The sequence below is a fragment of the Cryobacterium mannosilyticum genome, assembly GCF_004402705.1.
GTDB classification, from domain to species: Bacteria; Actinomycetota; Actinomycetes; order Actinomycetales; family Microbacteriaceae; genus Cryobacterium; species Cryobacterium mannosilyticum.
The window spans coordinates 71,247-93,209 of record NZ_SOFM01000011.1; the positions used below are offsets into that span (position 1 = coordinate 71,247).

General features: G+C 70.6%; 20 protein-coding genes. 14 read left to right on the plus strand and 6 right to left on the minus strand.

Annotated elements, in window-relative coordinates:
- Positions 1–5 precede the first annotated feature (5 nt).
- Positions 6–1,052, minus strand: a complete 1,047-nt coding sequence (locus E3O32_RS05440) for an NAD(P)-dependent alcohol dehydrogenase (RefSeq protein ID WP_241974592.1) — start codon at positions 1,050–1,052, stop codon at positions 6–8.
- 144 nt (positions 1,053–1,196) lie between these two features.
- Between E3O32_RS05440 and E3O32_RS05445 the strand changes: the two genes are divergently transcribed.
- Positions 1,197–1,892, plus strand: coding sequence for a TetR/AcrR family transcriptional regulator C-terminal domain-containing protein (locus E3O32_RS05445; RefSeq protein ID WP_134507509.1), 696 nt, complete (start codon positions 1,197–1,199; stop codon positions 1,890–1,892).
- A gap of 50 nt (positions 1,893–1,942) precedes the next feature.
- Here the strand turns inward: E3O32_RS05445 and E3O32_RS05450 are convergent, their stop codons facing one another.
- Positions 1,943–2,623 carry a hypothetical protein gene (locus tag E3O32_RS05450; RefSeq protein ID WP_134507510.1) on the minus strand — a complete coding sequence of 227 codons (681 nt, stop codon included), beginning with the start codon at positions 2,621–2,623 and terminating at the stop codon, positions 1,943–1,945.
- 219 nt (positions 2,624–2,842) lie between these two features.
- On the opposite strand from E3O32_RS05450, the gene E3O32_RS05455 reads away from it, so the two are divergent.
- Both E3O32_RS05455 and E3O32_RS17200 read left to right on the plus strand, forming a co-directional pair.
- Positions 2,843–3,064 carry a hypothetical protein gene (locus E3O32_RS05455; RefSeq protein WP_134507511.1) on the plus strand — a complete coding sequence of 74 codons (222 nt, stop codon included), beginning with the start codon at positions 2,843–2,845 and terminating at the stop codon, positions 3,062–3,064.
- Positions 3,061–3,216 carry a hypothetical protein gene (locus tag E3O32_RS17200; protein WP_166790785.1) on the plus strand — a complete coding sequence of 52 codons (156 nt, stop codon included), beginning with the start codon at positions 3,061–3,063 and terminating at the stop codon, positions 3,214–3,216. Before E3O32_RS05455 ends, E3O32_RS17200 begins: the two co-directional genes overlap by 4 nt.
- Here the strand turns inward: E3O32_RS17200 and E3O32_RS05460 are convergent.
- Positions 3,207–3,410: a hypothetical protein gene (locus tag E3O32_RS05460; protein WP_134507512.1), complete on the minus strand. Its 204-nt coding sequence runs from the start codon at positions 3,408–3,410 to the stop codon at positions 3,207–3,209. The genes E3O32_RS17200 and E3O32_RS05460 overlap by 10 nt on opposite strands.
- 123 nt (positions 3,411–3,533) lie before the next feature.
- On the opposite strand from E3O32_RS05460, the gene E3O32_RS05465 reads away from it, so the two are divergent.
- Complete coding sequence (locus E3O32_RS05465; protein ID WP_174776487.1) at positions 3,534–4,505, plus strand: NAD(P)-dependent alcohol dehydrogenase; 972 nt, start codon at positions 3,534–3,536, stop codon at positions 4,503–4,505.
- 33 nt (positions 4,506–4,538) lie between these two features.
- Here the strand turns inward: E3O32_RS05465 and E3O32_RS05470 are convergent, their stop codons facing one another.
- Positions 4,539–5,372 (minus strand): class I SAM-dependent methyltransferase, encoded by an 834-nt coding sequence (locus tag E3O32_RS05470; protein ID WP_166790786.1) that lies wholly within the window; start codon positions 5,370–5,372, stop codon positions 4,539–4,541.
- Between the two features lie 252 nt (positions 5,373–5,624).
- Between E3O32_RS05470 and E3O32_RS05475 the strand changes: the two genes are divergently transcribed.
- From E3O32_RS05475 to E3O32_RS05500, 6 genes are all read left to right on the plus strand, one after another.
- Positions 5,625–6,659 (plus strand): LLM class flavin-dependent oxidoreductase, encoded by a 1,035-nt coding sequence (locus E3O32_RS05475; protein WP_134507514.1) that lies wholly within the window; start codon positions 5,625–5,627, stop codon positions 6,657–6,659.
- A gap of 117 nt (positions 6,660–6,776) precedes the next feature.
- Positions 6,777–9,074 (plus strand): glycogen debranching protein GlgX, encoded by a 2,298-nt coding sequence (gene glgX / locus E3O32_RS05480; RefSeq protein WP_134507515.1) that lies wholly within the window; start codon positions 6,777–6,779, stop codon positions 9,072–9,074.
- Entirely contained in the window at positions 9,071–11,428 is a 2,358-nt protein-coding gene (treY, locus tag E3O32_RS05485) for a malto-oligosyltrehalose synthase (protein ID WP_134507516.1), read from the plus strand. The genes glgX and treY overlap by 4 nt, the downstream gene beginning before the upstream one ends.
- Positions 11,418–13,238 (plus strand): malto-oligosyltrehalose trehalohydrolase, encoded by a 1,821-nt coding sequence (gene treZ / locus E3O32_RS05490; RefSeq protein WP_134507517.1) that lies wholly within the window; start codon positions 11,418–11,420, stop codon positions 13,236–13,238. The genes treY and treZ overlap by 11 nt, the downstream gene beginning before the upstream one ends.
- Positions 13,239–13,243: 5 nt before the next feature.
- A complete protein-coding gene (locus E3O32_RS05495) occupies positions 13,244–13,777 on the plus strand; it encodes a hypothetical protein (RefSeq protein WP_134507518.1) in 534 nt (177 codons plus the stop codon).
- A complete protein-coding gene (locus E3O32_RS05500; protein WP_134507519.1) occupies positions 13,770–14,267 on the plus strand; it encodes a hypothetical protein in 498 nt (165 codons plus the stop codon). The genes E3O32_RS05495 and E3O32_RS05500 overlap by 8 nt, the downstream gene beginning before the upstream one ends.
- A gap of 72 nt (positions 14,268–14,339) precedes the next feature.
- On the opposite strand, the gene E3O32_RS05505 is transcribed toward E3O32_RS05500, so the two are convergent.
- Positions 14,340–15,572, minus strand: coding sequence for a low temperature requirement protein A (locus tag E3O32_RS05505; protein ID WP_134507520.1), 1,233 nt, complete (start codon positions 15,570–15,572; stop codon positions 14,340–14,342).
- Positions 15,573–15,691: 119 nt separating this feature from the next.
- Between E3O32_RS05505 and E3O32_RS05510 the strand changes: the two genes are divergently transcribed.
- The 4 genes from E3O32_RS05510 to paaZ are packed head-to-tail and all read left to right on the plus strand — an operon-like array spanning position 15,692 to position 20,567.
- Complete coding sequence (locus E3O32_RS05510) at positions 15,692–16,876, plus strand: thiolase family protein (RefSeq protein WP_134507521.1); 1,185 nt, start codon at positions 15,692–15,694, stop codon at positions 16,874–16,876.
- A complete protein-coding gene (locus E3O32_RS05515; RefSeq protein WP_134507522.1) occupies positions 16,877–17,623 on the plus strand; it encodes an enoyl-CoA hydratase/isomerase family protein in 747 nt (248 codons plus the stop codon).
- Complete coding sequence (locus tag E3O32_RS05520; protein WP_134507523.1) at positions 17,620–18,525, plus strand: 3-hydroxyacyl-CoA dehydrogenase family protein; 906 nt, start codon at positions 17,620–17,622, stop codon at positions 18,523–18,525. The genes E3O32_RS05515 and E3O32_RS05520 overlap by 4 nt, the downstream gene beginning before the upstream one ends.
- Positions 18,522–20,567, plus strand: a complete 2,046-nt coding sequence (gene paaZ / locus E3O32_RS05525) for a phenylacetic acid degradation bifunctional protein PaaZ (protein WP_134507524.1) — start codon at positions 18,522–18,524, stop codon at positions 20,565–20,567. The genes E3O32_RS05520 and paaZ overlap by 4 nt, the downstream gene beginning before the upstream one ends.
- Positions 20,568–20,762: 195 nt before the next feature.
- Here paaZ and E3O32_RS05530 read toward each other — a convergent pair.
- The coding region (locus E3O32_RS05530; protein WP_134507525.1) for a dihydrolipoamide acetyltransferase family protein at positions 20,763–21,963 on the minus strand (1,201 nt) is incomplete at its 5' end.

Genomic DNA, 21,963 nt, shown 5'->3' on the forward strand with positions numbered 1-21,963 from the left:
GTGAGTCACAGCGTGACGGCGATCTTCCCCCGGGCATGGACCTCGGCGAAGTGGCGGATCGCCTCGGGCACGTCGCGGAGCGGGTAGCTCCGGTCGACGACCGGCGTGACCTTCCCGGATTCGATGAGGGTGCGCAGGAGGTCGAGGTTCTCCCGGCTCGGGGTGCCCACGAATGTGCGCACGCTCTGGCTGACGAAGCGGGACAGCACGAGCGCCCCGACCACGCGGCCGAGCGGCCCCAGTACCCGGCCGCCGGTGCCGCTGGAGAGCACAAGCGTGCCCGCGGGCGTGAGGGAGCCGATGCAGGAGCGCACGGGATGGTTGCCGATGAGGTCGAGGATGAGGTCGTAGCGCCGGCCGTTCGCCGTGAAATCGTGCCGGGTGTAGTCGATCACCTCGTCGGCGCCGATCGATCGCACCAGGTCGACGTTCCGCGCGCTGCAGACACCGGTGACCTCGGCCCCGAGGGCCCTGGCAATCTGCACCGCGAAGCTGCCGACACCTCCCGAGGCGCCGTTGACCAGGACCCGCTGCCCGGCCCGCAGGCCGCCCGCGTCGCGGAGTCCCTGCAGGGCGGTGTTCGCCGCAAGCGGCACGGTGGCGGCCTGCTCGAACGAGAGGTTCGCCGGCATCGGCGACACCAGGGCTGCCGGTGCGCGGGTGAACTCGGCGAAGCCTCCCGCCGGGACCTGGGCGTACACCTCGTCACCGGGGCGGAACCCGGTCACGCCCGCGCCGACGGCCTCGACCAGCCCCGCGACATCCATGCCTCGGACGCGTTCTTTCGGCCGCCGCAGCCCGAATGCCAGCCGGCCGATCAGGGGACGGCCGGTCGTCAGCACCCAGTCGGCGTGGTTGACAGCGGCCGCGCGGACCCGGATGAGCAGGTCGTCGTCGCCGATCCTCGGCCTGTCGACGCGCTCCAGGCCCAGGACCGCCGGTGACCCGTAGCGGCGCTGCACGATGGCCTCCATCGTCTGGTCCGGTGCGACCGGCTCCGGCGAGGCCTCTTCGCCGACGGTCGCTCTGCTGGAATGGGTTGTCCTGGTCATTGTGCCCTCCTGGGGTCTCGGTGACACCTGCACCATACGGCGTAAGGTGATTGGTGCGAATGTACCATACGATGTAAGGTGTGTCCAGGGCTCAACCGGCCGACCGCGGGCACGGGTCGCCCGGCACCAAGACGGAGGCATGAGATGGCGACCACGGCACCCAACGAGTCGACGCGGGCGCCGGTGACCCGGGAGAGCGCCGTGCGGGCGGCGGTCGCGCTCGCCGACCGGGACGGGCTGGATTCTCTCAGCATGCGCAAGCTCGCCCGTGAGCTCGGGATCGAGGCGATGTCGCTCTATTACCATGTCACGGGCAAGGACGACATCCTCGACGGCATGGTCGAGGTCGTCGTCGCCGAGATGGCCCTTCCGGCCGACGGTGCGAACTGGAAGGCGGCACTGCGGGACGGTGCCGAGTCTGCGCGCGCGGTGCTCGGACGGCATCCGTGGGCCATCAGCCTGATGGACTCGCGCACCACCCGGGCGACGCTGAACCACCACAATGCCGTGATCGGCTGTCTCCGGAACGCTGGTTTCAGCATCGGTCTGGCCGCGCACGCGATGTCGCTTCTCGACAGCTACGTGCACGGGTTCGCCTTGCAGGAGGCGTCACTCCCGCTCGACGAGTCCGGCGACATCGGCGCCGCGACCGAGGAGATCATGGGCCGGCAGGACCTGATGGCGGAATTCCCGCACCTGTCCGAGATGGCCGTGGCGCACATCCTCCAGCCGGGCTACGCCTACGCGAACGAGTTCCGGTTCGGTGTGCGCGTGATCCTCGACGGCCTCGAGACGGCATTGGCCGCGGATGCCGCCACCGCGTCGCGCGGCCGGCTCTGACCTGGCCCGGCATCGGCAATCCCCTCGGCCGGGCGGGGGAGACCGCATGGTCAGCCGGAACGCGTTCCCACGAGGAACGCGGTGACGACACCGCGGGTTCCGAGCGTCCCGGAGCCCGAGATCGGGGCCACCTCAACGGTCCAGCGAGGTGACGACCGATCGATGCCGTCGCCCTCCGCCGCCCAGACGGCTCCGTTCACGGCGCACGAGTATGTCCCGAACCAGCCGGGGTGCGCGGCCAGGTCGTTCCAGACGCCGCCGCTGCGGATCAGGCAGCGGTCACCGTCGCTGAGCACCAGGCCGAGTGGCTGGGCCGTGGCGAGGGCCGGCGCCGCCGGGAAACTGTCGCTGAGCGTCATTTCGACCAGGTCAGGGCTCCACGGGTCCCGGAAACAGATCGCGGTGGCCGGGGCGGCTCCGTTCCAGCAGGCGACGGCATAGGCGCTCGACGGTGAGCAGACCAGGATGTCGTCGTCGACGGCGACCGGCGACGGGCGGGCCGTGGACGGCGAACCGCAGTCGATCGTCACGGACGTGTCGCTGGTGACGGAGAACCCGCCCGCCGGCCGGCCGGCTGCGGTGACCGGGCGAAGCACAATGCGTTCCGTCGGCGTCGATGGCTCCGCGCTCGGCGTGGAGGAGTCCGATGGAGGCGCCACCTCGGCTTGCGCAGCGCATCCCGGGAGCGTGGCGAGGGCAATGCCGAGGGCGATGAGGAGCAGCGAGCGCATCCCAGCCCTCCGTCCCGCGGGCTTCCCGAACTCCGGCCGGGCGGTCGTGACGAGATGTCCGCCGGGTATCCGTGCCCTCTGAGCCCAGACGCTACCCGCGGCCGAACTCCCCGTCAAGGGAGCCGTGACGAGGTCTATCATGCCCGGTGACAGGTGAAACAGTGGTCGCAGAAGGCCGTCCCGGCATCCGCCCCGCCCGTCTGCCCCAGGGAGGACGACATGACATCGAAGGCGCTCTGGTCGCGGATTCTCATCTCTGTCGGCGGCGCCGCCATGCTGATCGGAGCCATCGACCCGCTGGAGGGGTCGCTGCTGATTCTTCCCGGCAGCGGCCTGGTGGCGCTGGGGGTGTTCCTCGGCACACCGGACCGGCGGGTGGTCCGCTACGCGCTCTGGGTCTTCATCCTGATCTTTTCGGTGTCGCTGCCATGTTCGCGTTGAGTGCCCTTGGCGGCGTCGGCGGCACAAGCGGGGTGTCGATGTGGTGGAGCATCCTGGTGTTGCCGTACCCCGTCGGCTGGCTGATGGCGTTGGTCGGGGCCATCGTGCTGTTCGCTCGAGGCTTCAGGGCGGACACGCCCGCTCAGCGGTGACGGAACTCCGACCGCTGACGGGAATGCAACTCGGTGACATGACGGCGCCGGCGCTCATGTTCCGCGTCGAACGCGTCCTGCCCGCCCGCTTTCGCGATGAAGCCGGGATGGTCTGAGTAGTGCACCCACCGGTCGAGGTCGGCCCGCGCCGCGGCGAGCTCCTTCGGCGTCGGTGCGGAGGCATCAGGCTGCATGGCTCGATTATGGCGTGATCGAGGGCCGAGGTGTTGCTCCCGCGCAGGTCAGGCGATGCCGGACGCACTTTTACGGAACGGGCATTCCGTCCGGGCCAGGGGTCGATTCGCTAGAGTCCAGTCATGAGGGCAGCGGTGTACACACGGTACGGTCCGCCGGACGTGGTCCGGGTCGAAGAGGTGGGACGGCCGGCCGTCCGGGCCGGGCAGGTGCTCGTCAGGGTCCACGCGACCACGGTCAATCGCACGGACTGCGCCTGCCGGGCCGCCAAGCCGTTCTTCATGAGGCTGTTCACCGGGTTGACCGGCCCGCGCGCGACCGTTCTCGGCAACGAGTTCGCGGGTGTGGTCGACGAGGTCGGCGCCGGCGTCAGATCGTTCGAGGTCGGCGACAGGGTCTTCGGGTACATCGAGGGCCCGTTCGGGGCCCACGCCGACTACCTGTCGCTTCCCGCCACCGGATCGATCGCGACCATGCCGGCGCATTCGACGTTCGCGGAGGCCGCCTCGAGCACGGAGGGCGCGCATTACGCCCTGGCGCAGGTCAGGGCGGCGAAGATCACGGCGGGCCAGGACGTGCTCGTCTACGGTGCGAGCGGCGCGATCGGATCGGCGGCGGTTCAACTGGTCAAGGGCCTCGGCGCCGTCGTGACCGCTGTCTGCGGCACGGCGAACGTGGAACTGGTGAGGGGACTGGGTGCGGACCGGGTCGTCGACTACCAACTGGAGGACTTCACCGCAGACAGCCAGGCCTACGATGTCGTCCTCGACGCGGTCGGCAAGAGTTCCTTCGGCCGGTGCAGGCCGCTCCTGAAGCCCGGCGGGATCTACATCTCCACGGAGTTGGGCCGCCGCGCCGAGAACCCGTTCCTCGCCCTGGTCGGTTCGCTGCATTCCGGCACGAGGGTGATGTTCCCCATCCCCACCCACGACCAGGCGATGATCGTGTTCATCAGGGGACTGATCGAGAGCGGGACATTCACGGCGGTCGTCGACCGAACGTATCCGTTGGACCGCATTGTCGACGCCTACCGGTATGTGGAGACGGGTCAGAAGACCGGCAGCGTCGTGATCAGCCTGACGGATCAGGCCTGACAGCTGTTCCTCGGCACGACGGCCCCGGGAACGCTACCGGGCTGCCGTTCCGCAACCGAAGACGGCCGTCATCGGGTGTGGCACCGTCGCCCCATCGGCACCGGCCAGGGCGCCGGCCAGGTCCGCCAGCAACGCCGCCGCGGCATCCGGGCCCAATGAGGCGATCTCCGGGCCGAACGGGGTTCCGGCAATCCCACGGGCTTCGTCTCCGGGCGTCGGCCAGCGAACCGTGAGGCGTTCCCGTGTCGCGATGACCTGCTCGAATCCGCCGCCCGCCAAAGCTGCGGCCACACCGTCCGGGGTCATCGAGAGCGTGCCGCCGGCCATCGCCCGCGCGAATGGTGAGTCGGGCAGGTTCCGCCGAACGAATTCCGCGTAGCTGTCGAACGGTTCCAGCCGTTCACCGAGGGCCCAGACCGCAACGGCAACCGTGCCGCCCGGCCGGAGAACACGTCGCATCTCCCGAGCGACAGCGACCCGATCCGGCATGAAGGGGAGGCCCTGATGGCAGAAGACGATGTCAACGGATGCGTCGGGCAGGTCGATCTCCGTGGCCGGACAGACGAGGGTCTCGATCCGTGCCGCGCCCGAATCGGGCTCGGCCGCCACGGCCGCCGTCAGCGCCGACAACATCGCCGGGCTGATGTCGCTGGCGATCACTCGCCCGCCGGCGCCGACGGCGGCTGCCGCGGCACGCGCCACGGCACCGGTGCCGGCTGCCACATCGAGCACGATCTGGCCGGGGCGGGGGCCCGCGAACTCCACCAGGCGCCTGGCCCATGGGTCGAACAGGTACGGCTGGAGGTACCGGCGATAGTGCTCAGCGACGCGTGCAGGTTCGAACAAGCCCTGGTCCGGGACGGTCACACCCGCACTCCTCTCGGTCTTGTCGCAGGTGCCTTTCGTCATGGCCGACCGGCGGACCCGTTGCCTCTGATGACGAAGCTAGACCCTCAGGGCGGCCGGGCGGAAGCCCTGGTCGGCGGCGACCCAATCGAACCGGGTGAAGCTCGCCTGAAACCACGAAGGTCGGGACCTGAGGCTCCGGAATAAGACCGGCCCCGGCGCGGTTTCCCCGTTGAATGCATTTGCATGCAAATTGACTGAGGGAAGACGACGATGGCGCAGAAGATCGAATTGGGACTGGACACCTTCGGAGACGTGACCTTCGACGCGGCGGGGGAGCTGCTTCCCCAACCGCAGGTGCTGCGGAACGTGGTCGCCGAGGCGGTCCTGGCCGACCAGGTCGGGCTGGACTTCTTCGGCATCGGCGAACACCACCGCAGGGACTTCGCCGTGTCGGCACCCGAGGTCGTGCTCGCCGCGATCGCGGGCCAGACCCGCGGCATCCGGCTCGGCTCCGCCGTCACCGTGCTCAGCTCCGACGACCCCGTGCGAGTCTTCCAGCGCTTCTCGACCCTCGACGCCGTATCGAACGGGCGCGCTGAAGTCATCCTCGGCCGCGGCTCGTTCACCGAGTCGTTCCCGCTCTTCGGCCTTGAACTCGATCAGTACGAGCTTTTGTTCGAGGAGAAGCTCAACCTCTTCACCGAGCTGCTCAAGGAGAAGCCGGTGACCTGGTCCGGGGAAACGCGGGGCGCGCTGAACAACCAGAGTGTCTACCCGCCCACCGAGACCGGGTCGCTCCGCACCTGGATCGGGGTGGGTGGCAGCCCGCAGTCGGTCGTGCGCGCCGCGCACTACGGCCTGCCGCTCATGCTGGCCGTCATCGGTGGCTCGCCGCTCGCGTTCGAGCCCCTCGTCGCCCTGTACCACCGCGCCCTCGCCCAGTTCGAGAAGCCGACCCAGCCGATCGGCGAGCACTCCCCGGGATACGTCGCGGCGACGGATGCCCAGGCTAGAGAGGAGATGTGGCCGCACTACGCGGCCATGCAGGAGCGGATCGGACGCGAACGAGGCTGGGGGCCGGTCAGCCGGGAGCGGTTCGAGCACGATGCCGGCCCTGACGGCGCCCTCTTCGTCGGCTCGCCCGAGACCGTCGCCACCAAGATCGCCGCCGTCGCGAAGGGTCTCGGCCTGTCGCGGTTCGACCTGAAGTACAGCCTCGGCACGCTCGCCCACGAGAAACTGATGACCAGCATCGAGCTCTACGGCACCCGGGTGGCCCCGCTTGTGCGGGAGCAACTGGCCTGATTCGGCGTCGCCGCGGCTCCGCAGGATGTGGCGGACTCCCGGAGACGGTAGCGTACTGATGTGCTCTGCGGCCGCCGCCGGGCACCTGTATCGATCCGAAAAACCCTGAGGAGTCCCTTGGAAACCTGGCCTGGAACTGCTTACCCGCTCGGCGCCACTTATGACGGGAGCGGAACGAACTTCGCCCTCTTCAGCGAGGCCGCCACCAAGGTGGAACTCTGCCTGTTCGATGATGACGGCGGCGAAACACGCATCGACGTCATCGAGTCCAGCGCGTTCATCTGGCACTGCTACCTCCCGCTCGTGCAACCCGGCCAGCGCTACGGCTATCGGGTGCACGGCGACTACGACCCGGAGAACGGCCAGCGCGCCAACCCGAACAAGCTGCTGCTCGACCCGTACGCGAAGGCCACCTGCGGCACCATCGACTGGGACCCGTCGCTGTTCTCCTATGACTTCGGCGACCCCGATTCGCGCAACGACGACGACTCCGCATCGCACATGATGCTGGGCGTCGTCGTCAACCCGTTCTTCGACTGGGTCGGCGACCGCCCGCTGCGCACGCCGTACAGCGAATCGCTGATCTACGAGGCCCACGTCAAGGGGCTCACCAAGTTGCAGGAGCTCGTGCCGGAGTCCCAGCGCGGCACCTACGCGGGCGTCGCGCATCCGTCGGTCATCGACCACCTGCAGAAGCTCGGCGTCACCGCCATCGAGCTGATGCCGGTGCACCAGTTCGTCAACGACGGCACCCTCGAGGAAAAGGGGCTGAACAACTACTGGGGCTACAACACCATCGGCTTCTTCTCCCCGCACAACGCGTACTCGTCGACCGGCGACCGCGGCCAGCAGGTGCAGGAGTTCAAGGGGATGGTGCGCAGCCTGCACGACGCCGGCATCGAGGTCATCCTCGACGTGGTCTACAACCACACCGCGGAGGGCAACCACCTCGGCCCGACCATTTCCTTCAAGGGCATCGACAACCAGGCCTACTACCGGCTGATGGACGACGACAAGCGCTATTACATGGACTACACGGGCACCGGCAACACGCTCAACGTGCGGCATCCGCACTCCCTGCAGCTCATCATGGACTCGTTGCGGTACTGGGTGATCGAGATGCACGTCGACGGCTTCCGGTTCGACCTGGCCTCGGCGCTGGCCCGCGACCTCTACGACGTCGACAAGCTGTCCACCTTCTTCGAGCTCGTGCAGCAGGATCCGATCGTGTCCCAGGTCAAGCTCATCGCCGAACCGTGGGACGTCGGCCCCGGCGGCTACCAGGTCGGCAACTTCCCGGCCCAGTGGACGGAATGGAACGGGCAGTACCGCGACACCGTTCGCGACTTCTGGCGCGGCGAGCCGTCGACGCTGGGTGAGTTCGCCTCGCGGATCACCGGCTCGGCGGACCTCTACGAGCACTCCGGCCGCCGGCCGGTGGCGTCGATCAACTTCGTCACCGCACACGACGGGTTCACCCTGTCCGACCTCGTCTCCTACAACGAGAAGCACAACGACGCCAACGGCGAAGACAACAACGACGGAGAGTCCCACAACCGGTCCTGGAACATGGGTGCGGAAGGGCCGACCGACGACCCCGGGATCCGCTCCCTGCGGGCCAGGCAGCACCGCAACTTCCTCGCGACCATGCTCCTCTCCCAGGGCGTGCCGATGATCCTGCACGGGGATGAACTGGGCCGCACCCAGCAGGGCAACAACAACACCTACGCGCAGGACTCCGAGCTGAGCTGGATCCACTGGGACGACGCCGACCACCCGCTGATCGAGTTCACGGCGGCCGTGTCGCGGCTCCGGAAGGATCATCCCACCTTCCGGCGGAGCCGGTTCTTCGACGGCCACCCCGGCAAGCGCGCCGAGGGCGGTTCCCTTCCCGACATCGTCTGGCTGAACAGCGACGGCCAGGAGATGCAGTCGCAGGACTGGGACGAGAACCGGGCCCGGACCGTGGGCATGTTCCTGAACGGACTCGGAATCCGGGAGCGGAACTCCCGCGGCGAGAACGTCACCGACGTCAACTTCCTCCTCATCTTCAACGCCGACCCCGACGACGTGGACTTCACGCTGCCGCCCGCGGAATACGCGCCGGCCTGGGAGATCGTGGTCGACACCGCGGGGGAGGGCGCCGACGCCGTGCCGCACGCCGCCGGTGCGGTGCAGACCGTGTCGTCCCGGTCGCTCGTGGTGCTGCGCGCCTACCAGCCGCCGGAAACCGCCCCCGACCATTCGGTCGCCGCCTCGCTCGCCGCCCTGGCCGGTTCGCCGATCCCGGCGGGCGTCCCTGCGGAAGCCGCCGTGCCGGATGCCGCCGCGCCGGATGCCGCACCGGCCGAGCCTGCCGCGAAGCCGGTGAAGAGAGTGCGGAAACCCCGCACCAAGCCGGAGGAAACCGCGTGAGGATCCCGCTCTCGACCTACCGTCTCCAGATCACGGCCGACTTCGACCTGGATGCCGCCGCCGGCATCCTCGACTATGTCACGGCCCTCGGCGCGGACTGGCTCTACCTCTCTCCGCTGCTCACGGCCGAGGACGACTCCGACCACGGCTACGACGTCGTCGACCACTCCACGGTCGACCCGGTGCGCGGCGGGCCGGAGGCCCTTCTCCGCCTCGCGACCGCGGCGTCAGGCGCGGGGCGCGGAATCCTCGTCGACATCGTTCCCAACCACGTCGGGGTCGCCACACCGCGGCACAACGCGTGGTGGTGGGACCTGCTCGCGGGCGGCCGGGGCTCGCGCTTCGCCGAAGCATTCGACGTGGACTGGGAGGCCGGAGCCGGCCGCATCCTGCTCCCCGTTCTCGGCGAGGGTGCCGACGAGCTCGACCGGCTCGAGGTCGTCGGTGACGAGCTGCACTACTTCGACAACCGGTTCCCGCTCGCGCCCGGCAGCGCCGAGGACGAGGCGGATGCGCGCACCGTGCACTCCCGCCAGCATTACGAACTCGTCAGCTGGCGCCGCGCCGACACCGACCTGAACTACCGGCGTTTCTTCGCCGTCAACAGCCTGGCCGGGATCCGGGTCGAAGTGCCCTGGGTGTTCGAGGAATCGCACCGGGAGATCGTGCGCTGGGTGCGGGACGGGCTCGTGCACGGCCTGCGGGTCGACCACCCCGACGGCCTGGCCGATCCGGGCGGCTACCTCGACCGGCTGCGCGCGGCCACCGGGGGTATCTACGTGCTCGTCGAGAAGATCCTCGAGGGTGACGAACAGCTGCCGGCGAACTGGGCCACCAGCGGCACCACTGGCTACGACGCGCTGGGCGACTTCGACCGCGTCCTCGTCGACCCGGCCGGGGAAGATGAACTCGACGCCCTCGAGACGCGCCTGCAGCGGGAAGCGGGACGCCTCGAGGACGCCGATGCGCTCGCCTGGGAGGAGCTGGTGCAAGCCGACAAGCGCACCATCGCCGACCGGACCCTGCGCGCCGAGGTGCTGCGACTGGCCAGACTGGTGCCGGAGATCTCCGACCTGGCCGACGCGATCGCCGAACTGCTCGCCTGCTTCCCGGTCTACCGCTCCTACCTCCCGGTCGGCATCGACCGGCTGCAGGCCGCCGCACGGTCGGCCGTTGCCCGCCGCCCCGAGCTGGCGTCGACGATCGACCTGCTGCTGCCCGTGCTCGGCGACCCGGGGCATCCCGCCGCCGTCAGGTTCCAGCAGACCTCCGGAATGGTGATGGCCAAGGGCGTCGAAGACACCGCCTACTACCGGTACAGCCGGCTGACCTCGCTCAACGAGGTCGGCGCCGACCCGTCGGAATTCACGATCGACCCGGCCGAATTCCACCGCCGCCAGCAACTGCGGCAGGCCACCATGCCCGGCTCGATGACCACGCTCGCCACCCACGACACCAAACGCGGCGAAGACGTGCGGGCCAGGATCACCGTGCTCGCCGAGGTCCCCGCCGAATGGGCGACAACCCTGGACTCGCTCCGCGAGGCGGCGCCGCTCGGCGACGCCCCGTTCGAGAACCTGCTCTGGCAGGCCGTGATCGGCGCCTGGCCGGCCAGCCCTGAACGTCTCGGCGCCTACGCGGAGAAGGCCGCGCGGGAGGCCGGAACCGCGACCACCTGGACCGACCGGAACGATGCCTTCGAAACGGCGCTGCGTGACCTCGCCGCCGCGACGACCGGGAACGAGTCCGTCGCCGGCACGATCACCGGGTTCGTCGACCGGGTGCGGCACGCAGGCTGGAGCAACTCCCTCGCCGCGAAGCTCGTGCAGCTCACCACCACCGGCGTGCCCGACGTGTACCAGGGCAGCGAACTGTGGGAGACCTCCCTGGTCGACCCCGACAACCGCCGCCCCGTCGACTACGCGCTCCGGCGCGACTACCTGGCCCGGATCGACGACGGATGGCTGCCGGAGGTCGACGAGAGCGGTGCGGCCAAACTGCTGGTCACCAGCCGTGCCCTGCGACTGCGCCGCGACGAGCCGGGCCGGTTCTTCCGCTACGCGCCGGTCCCGGCCTTCGGGGCACGGGCCGGGCATGTGATCGCATTCGACCGCGGCGAGGCCGTCACCGTCGCGACCCGGCTCCCGCTCGGCCTGGCCGACGCGGGCGGGTGGGAGGACACGACCATCGTGCTCGCCGGCCGCCCGGTCGTCGACCTTCTCACCGGCATCCGTTTCGACGGCGGGTCGATCAGGCTGGCCGACCTGCTGACGCGCTACCCGGTGGCGCTGCTCGTGACCGAGGACGCCGCCGACCGGCGCGAAGCGACGAAAGGCGGCCGACATGCCCGGTGAACCCTTCGAGGACAGGGCGCCGCTGGAGGACAGTGAGTCCTTCGAGATCTGGGCTCCGGCCGCGGCCACGGTGGAGCTGGTGCTCGCCGGCGCCACACTGCCGATGACCCGGGCCGGCGACGGCTGGTGGCGGGCCCCACGGCCTGGAGCCTCCGGCCCGCTCGACTACGGCTTCCGGGTCGACGGCGAGGGCCCGTTCCCCGACCCTCGCTCGCGGCACCAGCCGAACGGGGTGCACGGCCTGTCCCGGACCGTGGATCACGGCGGGGCCTGGACCGACCAGGCCTGGACCGGCCGCCAGCTGGCCGGAAGCACCATCTACGAGCTGCACCTGGGCACATTCACCCCGGAGGGCACGCTCGACGCCGCGGCCGGGAAGCTGGCCCACCTCGCGTCGATCGGCGTGGACTTCGTCGAGCTGCTCCCCGTGAACGCGTTCAACGGCGCCCACAACTGGGGCTACGACGGCGTGCTCTGGTACGCGGTGCACGAGGGCTACGGCGGCCCGGCCGCCTACCGCCGCTTCGTCGACGCCTGCCACCGGGCCGGCATCGGCGTCATCCAGGACGTCGTCTACAACCACCTCGGGCCGAGCGGCAACTACCTGGGCAAGTTCGGGCCCTACCTCAGCGCCGCCGCCGGGAACACCTGGGGATCGTCACTCAACCTGGACGGCCCCGGCTCGGACGAGGTGCGCCGCTACATCATCGACAACGCCCTGATGTGGCTCGGCGACTACCATGTCGACGGCCTGCGCCTGGACGCGGTGCACGCCCTGCACGACGAGCGGGCCACCCACCTGCTCGAGGAACTGGCCATCGAGGTCGATGCCCTCAGCGCGCACGTCGGCCGCCCGCTCAGCCTGGTCGCCGAATCCGACCTCAACGACCCGCGCCTGATCACCACCAGGGAGGCGGGCGGTTACGGGCTCACCGGGCAGTGGAGCGACGACTTCCACCATGCGGTGCACGTCGCCCTGACCGGCGAGACCACGGGCTACTACGCCGACTTCGAGCCGCTCGGTGCCCTCGCGAAGGTGCTCACCCACGGTTTCTTCCACGACGGCACCTTCTCCAGCTTCCGGGCACGCACCCACGGCCGCCCGATCGACACCGAGCGGATGCCGGCCTGGCGCCTCGTCGTCGCCAGCCAGAACCACGACCAGATCGGCAACCGCGCCATCGGCGACCGGCTCGGCGCCCAGCTGGACGCAGGCCAGCTCGCCATCGCGGCGACCCTGACCCTGCTGGGCCCGTTCACGCCCATGCTCTTCATGGGGGAGGAGTGGGGTGCCCGCACACCGTGGCAGTTCTTCACCTCGCACCCGGAGCCAGAGCTCGGCGAGGCGACCAGGAAGGGCCGGATCAGCGAGTTCGCCCGGATGGGCTGGGACCCTGCCCTGGTGCCCGACCCCCAGGACCCGGAGACGTTCACCCGGTCCCGGCTCGACTGGACAGAGCCGGATGAACCAGACAACGCCCGCCTGCTGTCGTACTACCAGGCCCTGGCGGTTCTGCGCCGAGCCGTTCCCGGCTTCACGGACCCCCGCTTCGACCGGATCCAGGTGGAGGTGGACGAGCGGGAGCGCCGGCTCAGCCTGCGCCGCGGCGAGACGGAGATCGTGGTCAACCTGGGTTTGGAACCCTGCCGGGTCGCCACGACGGGCGGCCGGCCGGCCGCGTCGTTCGCCGCATCAGGAGACGCCGTCGTCGCGACGCACGAGGGCGGGCTGACCCTGGCCGGGCACGCCGTCGTCGTGTTCTGCGACCGGCCCGGAAGCGCGGCCCCGCTTCACCAGCGGGACCGATGACCGCGATGAGCTCATTCCTGGCGCCGTCCACCCGGGCTGCCCTGGTGCGATTGGCCGAACTGAACGAGGACCAGGCTGCGCCGCCGCTTGAACGGGTGCGGGCCATCCGTCGCCTGGTCCACGAACTCGAGGCCGACCCGGCCACCCTGGCCGGGGTGAGAGATGCCCTGCACGCCGGCGCCGGCTGGGACGAGATCGCCGACGCCGCCGGGTTGAAACCGGCGGCGGCCCGGTGGCGCTGGAGCGGCACCGACGTGGACATCGCGGCGCGGCTGGCCGCCGGCCGCAAGCGCGGCGCCCGGCCCAGCAGCGTGCCGACGGAGCTACCCGGTTTGTCTGTCGCGCAGGCGGCGGCGACACTGGGAGTCACGGTGCAGGCCGTCTACCTGCAGGTGAGCCGGGGCAAACTGGCCAGCCGCACCGTGGAACTGCCGGACGGCCGCTCCTACAAACGGGTCTTCCTCGACGGAGCCCCGGACGACGCCTCGATTGAACTCCCCACCCGATCGCACATTGAAGATGGAGCAACAGATGACTGACCTGCCCACGAACCAGGACGACCGGACCGCGGTGATGCCCACCTTCGACGGCGCCGCATCGGTCCCTGCTCCGGCCGCGCCGACCGCCGCCGCCGTGCACACCATCGCACACTCGAACACCGCCCAGCGCACGGCCCTCGTCGTGCTCGTCGGCATCGGCGCGCTCGCTCTGGCCTTCATCGTGATGATCCTCGTCGGGGTGTCCAGCGAGAGCATCAACGCCCTCGCCGTGTTCGCGACGCCGATCGCGTCGATGGTCGCCGCGTACTACGGGATCACCCTGAGCATCCAGCAGGTCAAGAACGAGCGCGCCGAGAAGGAGAAGGCGATCGCGCGGGCGGATGCCGCGGACGCCGGCAGCCGGGAGACCGAGGTCTGGGCGGCGCAGATGGAATCAGGGCTGCGCGTGGCGATGGCCAAGCTCGCCGCCGCGGGCGTCGGCACCGACGAGGTCACGAAGGCGGCGGGCACGCCCGACGGCTTCTTCTGATCCGCCCCTCCGTTCCCCGCTCCGTTCCATCGCTCTCGCGGCGGGAACGGTCCGGGAACAGGACGGGGCAGGTCAGCCGGCGTCGGCATCGGTCGTGCCGGCCCGGAGCCGCACGATGGTCTCCCAGGCCGCGACGAGCATCAGGACGGCAGTGCACAGGCCGGCGAGGGCGAGCGGTGAGACCAGCCCGGCTGCGGCGAACGCGAGCGCCAGGAGGGCGATCCCGGCCAGGTGTGACGCCAGCACCTGCCGGGCGACGATCCAGCGGAACAGCTGGAGCCCGATGAGATAGACGAATGGCCCGCCGGTGATCACCACGGCCGTCGACAGCCGCATCGGCTCGTCCGGATGCGCCAGGATCTCCTTGTCGGCAACACTGGTCAGCACGATGCCGGCGATGATGATCGCGTGCACGTAGGTGTAGGCGAGGCGTGCGATCCGGCCCGGCTCCGCCGACGCGGCGATCGCGCGGCTCCCGGCCCGCTCACCGTGGTCGAAGTACAGCCACCACATCATCACGCCACCGGTGAAGGCGAGGAGCAGGCCGAGGACCCCGGGAAGCGACGCGTCCTGGTCGACGAACGCGAAACCGCTGACGAGGATGGATTCGCCCAGCGCGATGATCACGAACAGCGCGCTGCGCTCGGCGATGTGCGGGCCGGAGAGGTCCCAGTCGTCCAGACCCGACCGGCCGAGACCCGGCAGCCGGAAACCGATGCTCGCCGAGACGTACTCGACCAGGAGCCCGGCGATCCACAGCGGGAGCCGGAATTCCAGCGGCAGCAGCGCCCCCATGATCCAGAAGACGCCCGAGACCGAGAGCCAGACCAGGATGCGCAGGAAATTCCGGTAGAGCACCCGGTCGTGGCGCGCCAGCGCCAGTGCCATGAAGACCGTGCGCCCCAGCTGCAGCGCCACGTAGGCGAGGGCGAAGGTGAGGCCGCGGTCGCCGAACGACTCCCCGATCGACACGCTCAGGAGCAGGCCCACGAGCGAGAGCCCGATCACCACCAGGCGCACCGGCAACCGGGCCGGATCGAGCACGTTCGTCACCCAGGTCGTGTGCACCCACACCCACCAAAGCGCCAGCACCAGGGTCGCGGATTCGAGCGCGCCGACCCAGGACTGGTTCTCGTAGAGGAAGCGGGACAGCTGGGTGAGGGCGAACACGAAGACGAGGTCGAAGAACAACTCGATGTAGGTGACCCGGTCGGTGCGCGGGTGGTCGGCGGGCCGGGCGAGATCGCGGCGGAGCCCGAGCGCGGGCGTGGACGGATGGGTCGCATCCTTCGGTCGGGCAGTCACGACTCCATTGTGCCCGACCTGCCCGACCGGAGGGTCGGTTGCCGCATCCGCTGTTTCTGTGTCATTCTTTACGGAACGAACGGTCAGTAAGTAATACGGCGATCAAAGGTGATGAAGCCATGCCCGAAGCATTCCTCGTTGATGGTGTTCGAACTCCCATCGGCCGATACGGCGGGGCGCTTGCCGGCGTTCGCCCCGATGACCTGGCCGCCCTCGTGCTGTCCGCCGTCGTGAGCCGCTCCGGCCTCGACCCGCTCCTGATCGACGAAGTGATCATGGGCGCGGCCAACCAGGCCGGCGAGGACAACCGCAACGTCGCCCGGATGGCCGTGCTCCTCGCGGGGCTGCCCGACAGCATCCCCGGGATCACGGTCAACCGGCTCTGCGCTTCCGGCCTCTCCGCGGTGCACCTGGCCGCCAGCATGATCAAGGCAGGCGAGGCCGACCTGGTCATCGCCGGCGGCGTCGAATCGATGACGAGGGCGCCCTGGGTGCTCGCCAAACCCGAGAAGGCCTGGGCCAAACCGGGGGAGATCGTCGACACGTCGATCGGCTGGCGCTTCACCAACCCGCGCCTCACCGAGCGCGACAAGGCCACCTTCTCCATGTCGGAAACGGCCGAGGAGGTCGCCGCGATCGACGGCATCAGCCGGGCGGATGCCGACGCCTTCGCCCTGCGCTCTCACCGGCTTGCCGTCGACGCCCGGCAGGGCGGCACCTTCGCCCCCGAGATCGTGCCGGTGCCCACCCGGGCCGGCCTGGTCGACGCCGACGAGGGCCCCCGGGCGGACACCACCCTCGAACGGCTCGCCGGCCTGCGCTCGGTCGTCCGCCCGGGCGGAATCGTCACGGCCGGGAACGCCAGTTCGCTCAACGACGGGGCCTCCGCCATCGTCGTGGCCAGCGAAGCCGCCATCGAACGTCTCGGGCTGACCCCCCGGGCCCGGGTCGCGGGCGGCGCCAGTGCCGGCGTCGCGCCGGAGACGATGGGCCTCGGCCCCGTGCCCGCCACCGAGAAGCTCCTGCGCAGGCTGGGCCTCGGCATCCAGGACCTGGACGCGGTCGAACTCAACGAGGCCTTCGCCACCCAGTCTCTGGCGTGCATCCGCCGCCTCGGCCTCGACCCGGATATCGTCAACCGCAACGGGGGCGCGATCGCCCTCGGTCACCCGCTCGGCTCCTCCGGGGCGCGCATCCTGGTCACCTTGCTCGGCCGGATGGAACGCGAGGGCGCCCGGCGCGGCCTCGCCACCATGTGCGTCGGCGTCGGCCAGGGTTCGGCCCTCATCGTGGAGAGTGTCTAGATGCCCCGGGAATTCAGCACCCTGCTCGTCGAACGCCGCCCCGACCGGGTGCAGGTACAGCTGAACCGCCCCGACGTGCGCAACGCGATCGACCAGGCCATGGTCGACGAACTGCACCTGCTCTGCGGCGAACTGGAACGCGGGCCGAGGATCCTGATCCTGTGCGGCGCAGCCGGGGTCTTCGCCTCCGGCGCCGACATCGCCCAGCTGAGGGAGCGCCGCCGCGACGACGCCCTCAAGGGCATCAACTCGGAGCTGTTCGAGCGGATCGCCCGCTTGCCGATGCCGGTCATCGCCGCGATCGACGGCTGGGCGCTGGGAGGCGGGGCCGAACTGGCCTACGCCGCCGACTTCCGGATCGCCTCCGAAACGGCTCGCCTCGGCAACCCGGAGACCTCCCTCGGCATCATCCCCGCCGCCGGGGCGCTCTGGCGACTGGCCGAGCTCGTCGGCGAACCCGTCGCCAAGGAGATCATCCTGGCCGGCCGCATCCTCACCGCTGAGGAGGCGCTCGCCGTGCGCCTGGTCACCGAGGTGCACCCGGCGGAACGGCTGCTCGCCGCCGCGCACGCCCTCGCGGACCGGATCGCCGCCCAGGACCCCCTCGCCACCCAGCTCGCCAAGGAGGTCTTCCACGTGCCGCGCGCCCGGCATCCGCGCGCCGACAACGAGGCCCAGGCCGTCCTCTTCGAATCCGAAGAGAAATTCGCCCGAATGACCGCATTCCTGGAAAGGAAGAAACGATGACGCTCGCCCCCGGCAGCACGGACCATCAGCCCGCGCCCGTGCCCACCACCGTGCCCACCCAGGTCGGCGTGCTCGGCGGCGGACGAATGGGCGCGGGCATCGCCCACGCCTTCCTCGTCGCCGGCGCGCACGTCACCGTCGTCGAGCGGGACGCCGACGCGGCCGCCGCGGCACGGGAGCGGGTGCTCGGCGCCGTCGACACCGCCCTCCGCCTCGGCGCGATCCAGGGCGAACGGTCCTGCTACGCCGACCGGCTGAGCGTGGCGACGGATGCCTCGGCGTTCGCCGGCGCCGGCCTCGTCGTCGAGGCCGTGCCGGAGGTCGTGGCGCTGAAGACGGAGGCGCTCCGCAGCGTGGAGGCGCAGCTGGCCCCCGACGCCTGGCTGGCCTCGAACACCTCGTCGCTCTCGATCACCGAACTCGGCGGGGTGCTCGAACGCCCGGACCGGTTCATCGGGCTGCACTTCTTCAACCCGGTGCCGGTCTCGACCCTGATCGAGGTCGTCATGGGGGAGGCCACCAGTCCCGAGCTCGTCGGCCTGGCCGCCGGCTGGGTCTCCGCCCTCGGCAAGACGCCGATCCTGGTGCGCGACTCACCCGGATTCGCCAGCTCCCGGCTCGGCGTCGCGATCGCGCTGGAGGCCATCCGGATGGTCGAAGAAGGCGTCGCCAGCCCCGCCGACATCGACGCGGCCATGGTGCTCGGCTACAAGCATCCGGTCGGGCCGCTGCGCACCACCGACCTGGTCGGACTCGACGTGCGCCTCGGCATCGCCGAGCACCTGCACTCCACCCTCGGTGAGAGGTTCGCCCCGCCGCAGCTGCTGCGCGACCTCGTCGCCCGCGGTGACCTCGGACGCAAGAGCGGCCAAGGATTCTTCGATTGGAAGGACGCATCATGACTCTCCTCAGCACCGGCACGATCGTGCCCAGCTACGTCCTCGACTCCTGGTGGACCCCGGCGGACGGTTCCCGGGCCCAGCTGGTGCTCGACGCGAGCACCGGCGAGGAGGTCGCCTCGGTCAGCAGCGAGGGACTCGACCTCGCCGACGTGGTCGAGCACGCCCGCACGGTCGGCCAGGCCTCGCTCGGCCGGCTCACCTTCCACCAGCGCGCCATCCTGCTCAAGCAGCTCGCGCAGTACCTGAGCGGGGTCAAGGAGGAGCTGTACACGCTCTCCGCGCGCACCGGTGCGACCCGGTACGACTCGATGGTCGACATCGACGGCGGCATCGGCGTGCTGTTCACCCTGTCCTCGAAGGGCCGGCGGGAGATGCCCAACAGCCAGGTCTACGTCGACGGCGACGTCGAGGCGCTGTCGCGGGACGGCTCGTTCAGCGGCCAGCACATCTACACCCGCATCCCCGGGGTGGCCTGCCAGATCAACGCGTTCAACTTCCCGGTCTGGGGGATGCTCGAGAAGTTCGCCCCCGCGTTCATCGCCGGGGTACCCTCGATCGTCAAGCCCGCCTCTCCCACCGGCTACCTGACCGAGGCGGTCGTTCGCCACATCATCGCCTCCGGAATCCTGCCGGCCGGAACCCTGCAACTCGTCTCCGGCAGCGCCCGTGACCTGATCGATCACCTCGACTACCGCGACCTCGTCGCCTTCACCGGCTCGGCCGGCACCGCGCGCAGCCTCAAGGCGCACCCGAACGTGGTCGAGGGCGGCGTGCGGTTCACCAGCGAGACCGACTCCCTTAACGCGGCGATCCTGGGCCCTGACGCCACCAAGGGCACGGCCGAGTTCGACGCCTACGTCGCATCCGCCGTCACCGAGATGACCAGCAAGGCCGGCCAGAAGTGCACGAGCATCCGCCGGCTGATCGTGCCGGCCGGGCGGCGCGACGAGATCGTCACGGCCGTGGCCGAGCGGGTGGAGCGCCGGGTCAGGATCGGCGACCCGCGCGCCGATGGCGTCACCATGGGCCCCCTGGCCAGCCTCGACCAGCGCCGGGAGGTGCTCTCGAGCGTCGCCCGACTGCAGGGCGGCGGCGGCCGGATCGTGATGGGGTCGACGGATGCCCCGGCCGGCACCGACCCCAACGGCGCCTTCGTGGGGCCGCTGCTCCTGGCCTTCGACGACGCCGAAAGCCCCGCCGTGCACGAGATCGAGGCGTTCGGTCCCGTCGCGTCGATCATCGAGTACACCGGCCTGGACCACGCCGTCGCCCTGGCCGCCCTCGGCGGCGGCTCGCTGGTGGCCACGGTCGCGACCCACGACCCGAACGTCGCCCGAGCCCTGGTGCTCGGCATCGCCGCCCACCACGGGCGGGTCCTGATGCTCGACCGGGTCGACGCGCGCAGCAGCACCGGCCACGGAGCTCCCGTGCCGCACCTGGTGCACGGCGGCCCCGGCCGCGCCGGCGGCAGCGAGGAGCTGGGCGGCATCCGCTCGGTGCTGCACCACATGCAGCGCACCGCCATCCAGGGCTCGCCCGACATGCTCACCGCGATCACCGGCCAGTGGCACACCGGTGCCGCGGTGCGGCACGGGATCCACCCGTTCCGCAAGTCTCTGGCCGTGCTCCGGGTGGGCGACCAGGTGCAGGGGGGACCGCGCACCGTGACCCTCGCCGACATCACCGCGTTCGCCGAGGCGACGGGGGACAAGTTCTACGCGCACACCGATGCGGAAGCGGCCGCGGCGAACCCGTTCTTCCCCGGGATCGTCGCCCACGGGTACCTGCTGGTCTCCTGGGCGGCCGGGCTGTTCGTGGATGCGGCTCCCGGGCCCGTGCTCGCGAACTCCGGACTGGAACGACTCCGGTTCCTTACCCCGGTCTCCCCGGGCGACAGCATCCAGGTCACCCTCACCGCCAAGCGGATCACGCCGCGGGAGACGGAGGACTACGGCGAGGTCTGCTGGGACGCCGTGCTGCACAACCAGAACGATGAGGTCGTCGCCAGCTACGACGTGCTCACCCTGGTCAGCAAGAACTAGGGGCGGCCGGCTCCGGTCCGCCGGGTGTGAGCCGTGGGCCCGAGGTCCCGTCGGATTCGACGGAGATTTTGCTCCACGGCCGCCTGAGAACGCCATTTCGGGCCTGAAACCGGAAAAAGTCCGTCGAATTTGACCGCGCCGGCTCCCGGCTTCCGGCCCCAGGCTGCCGGGTGCCGGGTGCCGGGGCCGGCGGGCTCAGAGGTCGGCGAGCAGGGAGACGGGGGATTCGATGCACCGGGCGACGTAGGTGAGGAACCCCGCCGCCGTGTCCCCGTCGCAGACCCGGTGGTCGAAGACCATGGACAGCTCGACGACGGTGCGCACGGCGAGCTGGTGGTCGACCACCCACGGGCGTTCGATCATCCGGCCGATGCCGAGGATCGCGGCCTCCGGGTGGTTGATGATCGCCGCCGACCCGTCCACCCCGAGGGAACCGAAGTTGTTCAGGGTGAAGGTTCCCCCGGCCAGGGCTCCGGGGGAGAACGCACCGTCGCCGGCCTGTGTGACCAGCCCGGCGATGGCGTCCCGCAGCTGACGGGTGGTCAGGGCGTGAGCGCCCTGCACGACCGGGACCATCAGGCCCCGCGGAGTCTGCGCGGCAATGCCGAGGTTGATGTCCCCGCGCACGAGGATCTCCTGGCTGGCGGTGTCGACGGATGCGTTGAGGAGCGGGTAGCGGCGCAGGCCGGCCACGACGAAACGCGCGATCAGGGCGGTCACGCTGAAGCGTTCCCCGGTGTCGGCGAGCAGCCGGTCCCGGGCGGCGAACAGCTCCGTGGCGTCCACGTCGAGCCAGATCGTTGCCTCGGGGATCTCCCGCCGGGACTGGGCCAGGCGTTCGGCGACGACCTTGCGGAGCCCCGTGATCGGAATGCGGGTGTCCCCGGTCGTCGGTGGTGCTGCCACGGCCGGCGCTGCCGCCTGGGCGGGCGCTGCCGCCACGGCGGGCACCGGTGCCTCGGCAGCGCGGATCCGGGCCTCGACGTCACGACGCAGGACCAGGTCGTTCGGCCCGCTGCCGCGGAGGGTGCTCGCGTCGAAGCCGTTCTCGCGGGCGAGCCGTCTCACGATCGGGGAGACGACCGGTGACGGGCGGCCGAGGCCGGTCGGGCCGGCTGCAGGGCCGGCTTCCGGGGTGACTACAGGGGCGGGCGCGGGGGCGGCTGCAGGGGCGGCCGCGGGAGCGACCACCGCTGCGGTGGCCGAGGGAACCGGCGCGGGAGCAGGCTGGCCGGCCCTGGCGCCGAACCGCGCCGCGGACGGCCGCCGGACCGGCCGGGTGTTCTCACTCGTGCCGTAGCCGACGAGCACGGCGCCGGATGCCCCGCTCGGCTCGGCAGAGGACGCCGACGCCGCGGACGCCGACGCCGCGGACGCCGACGCCGCGGGCGCCGAC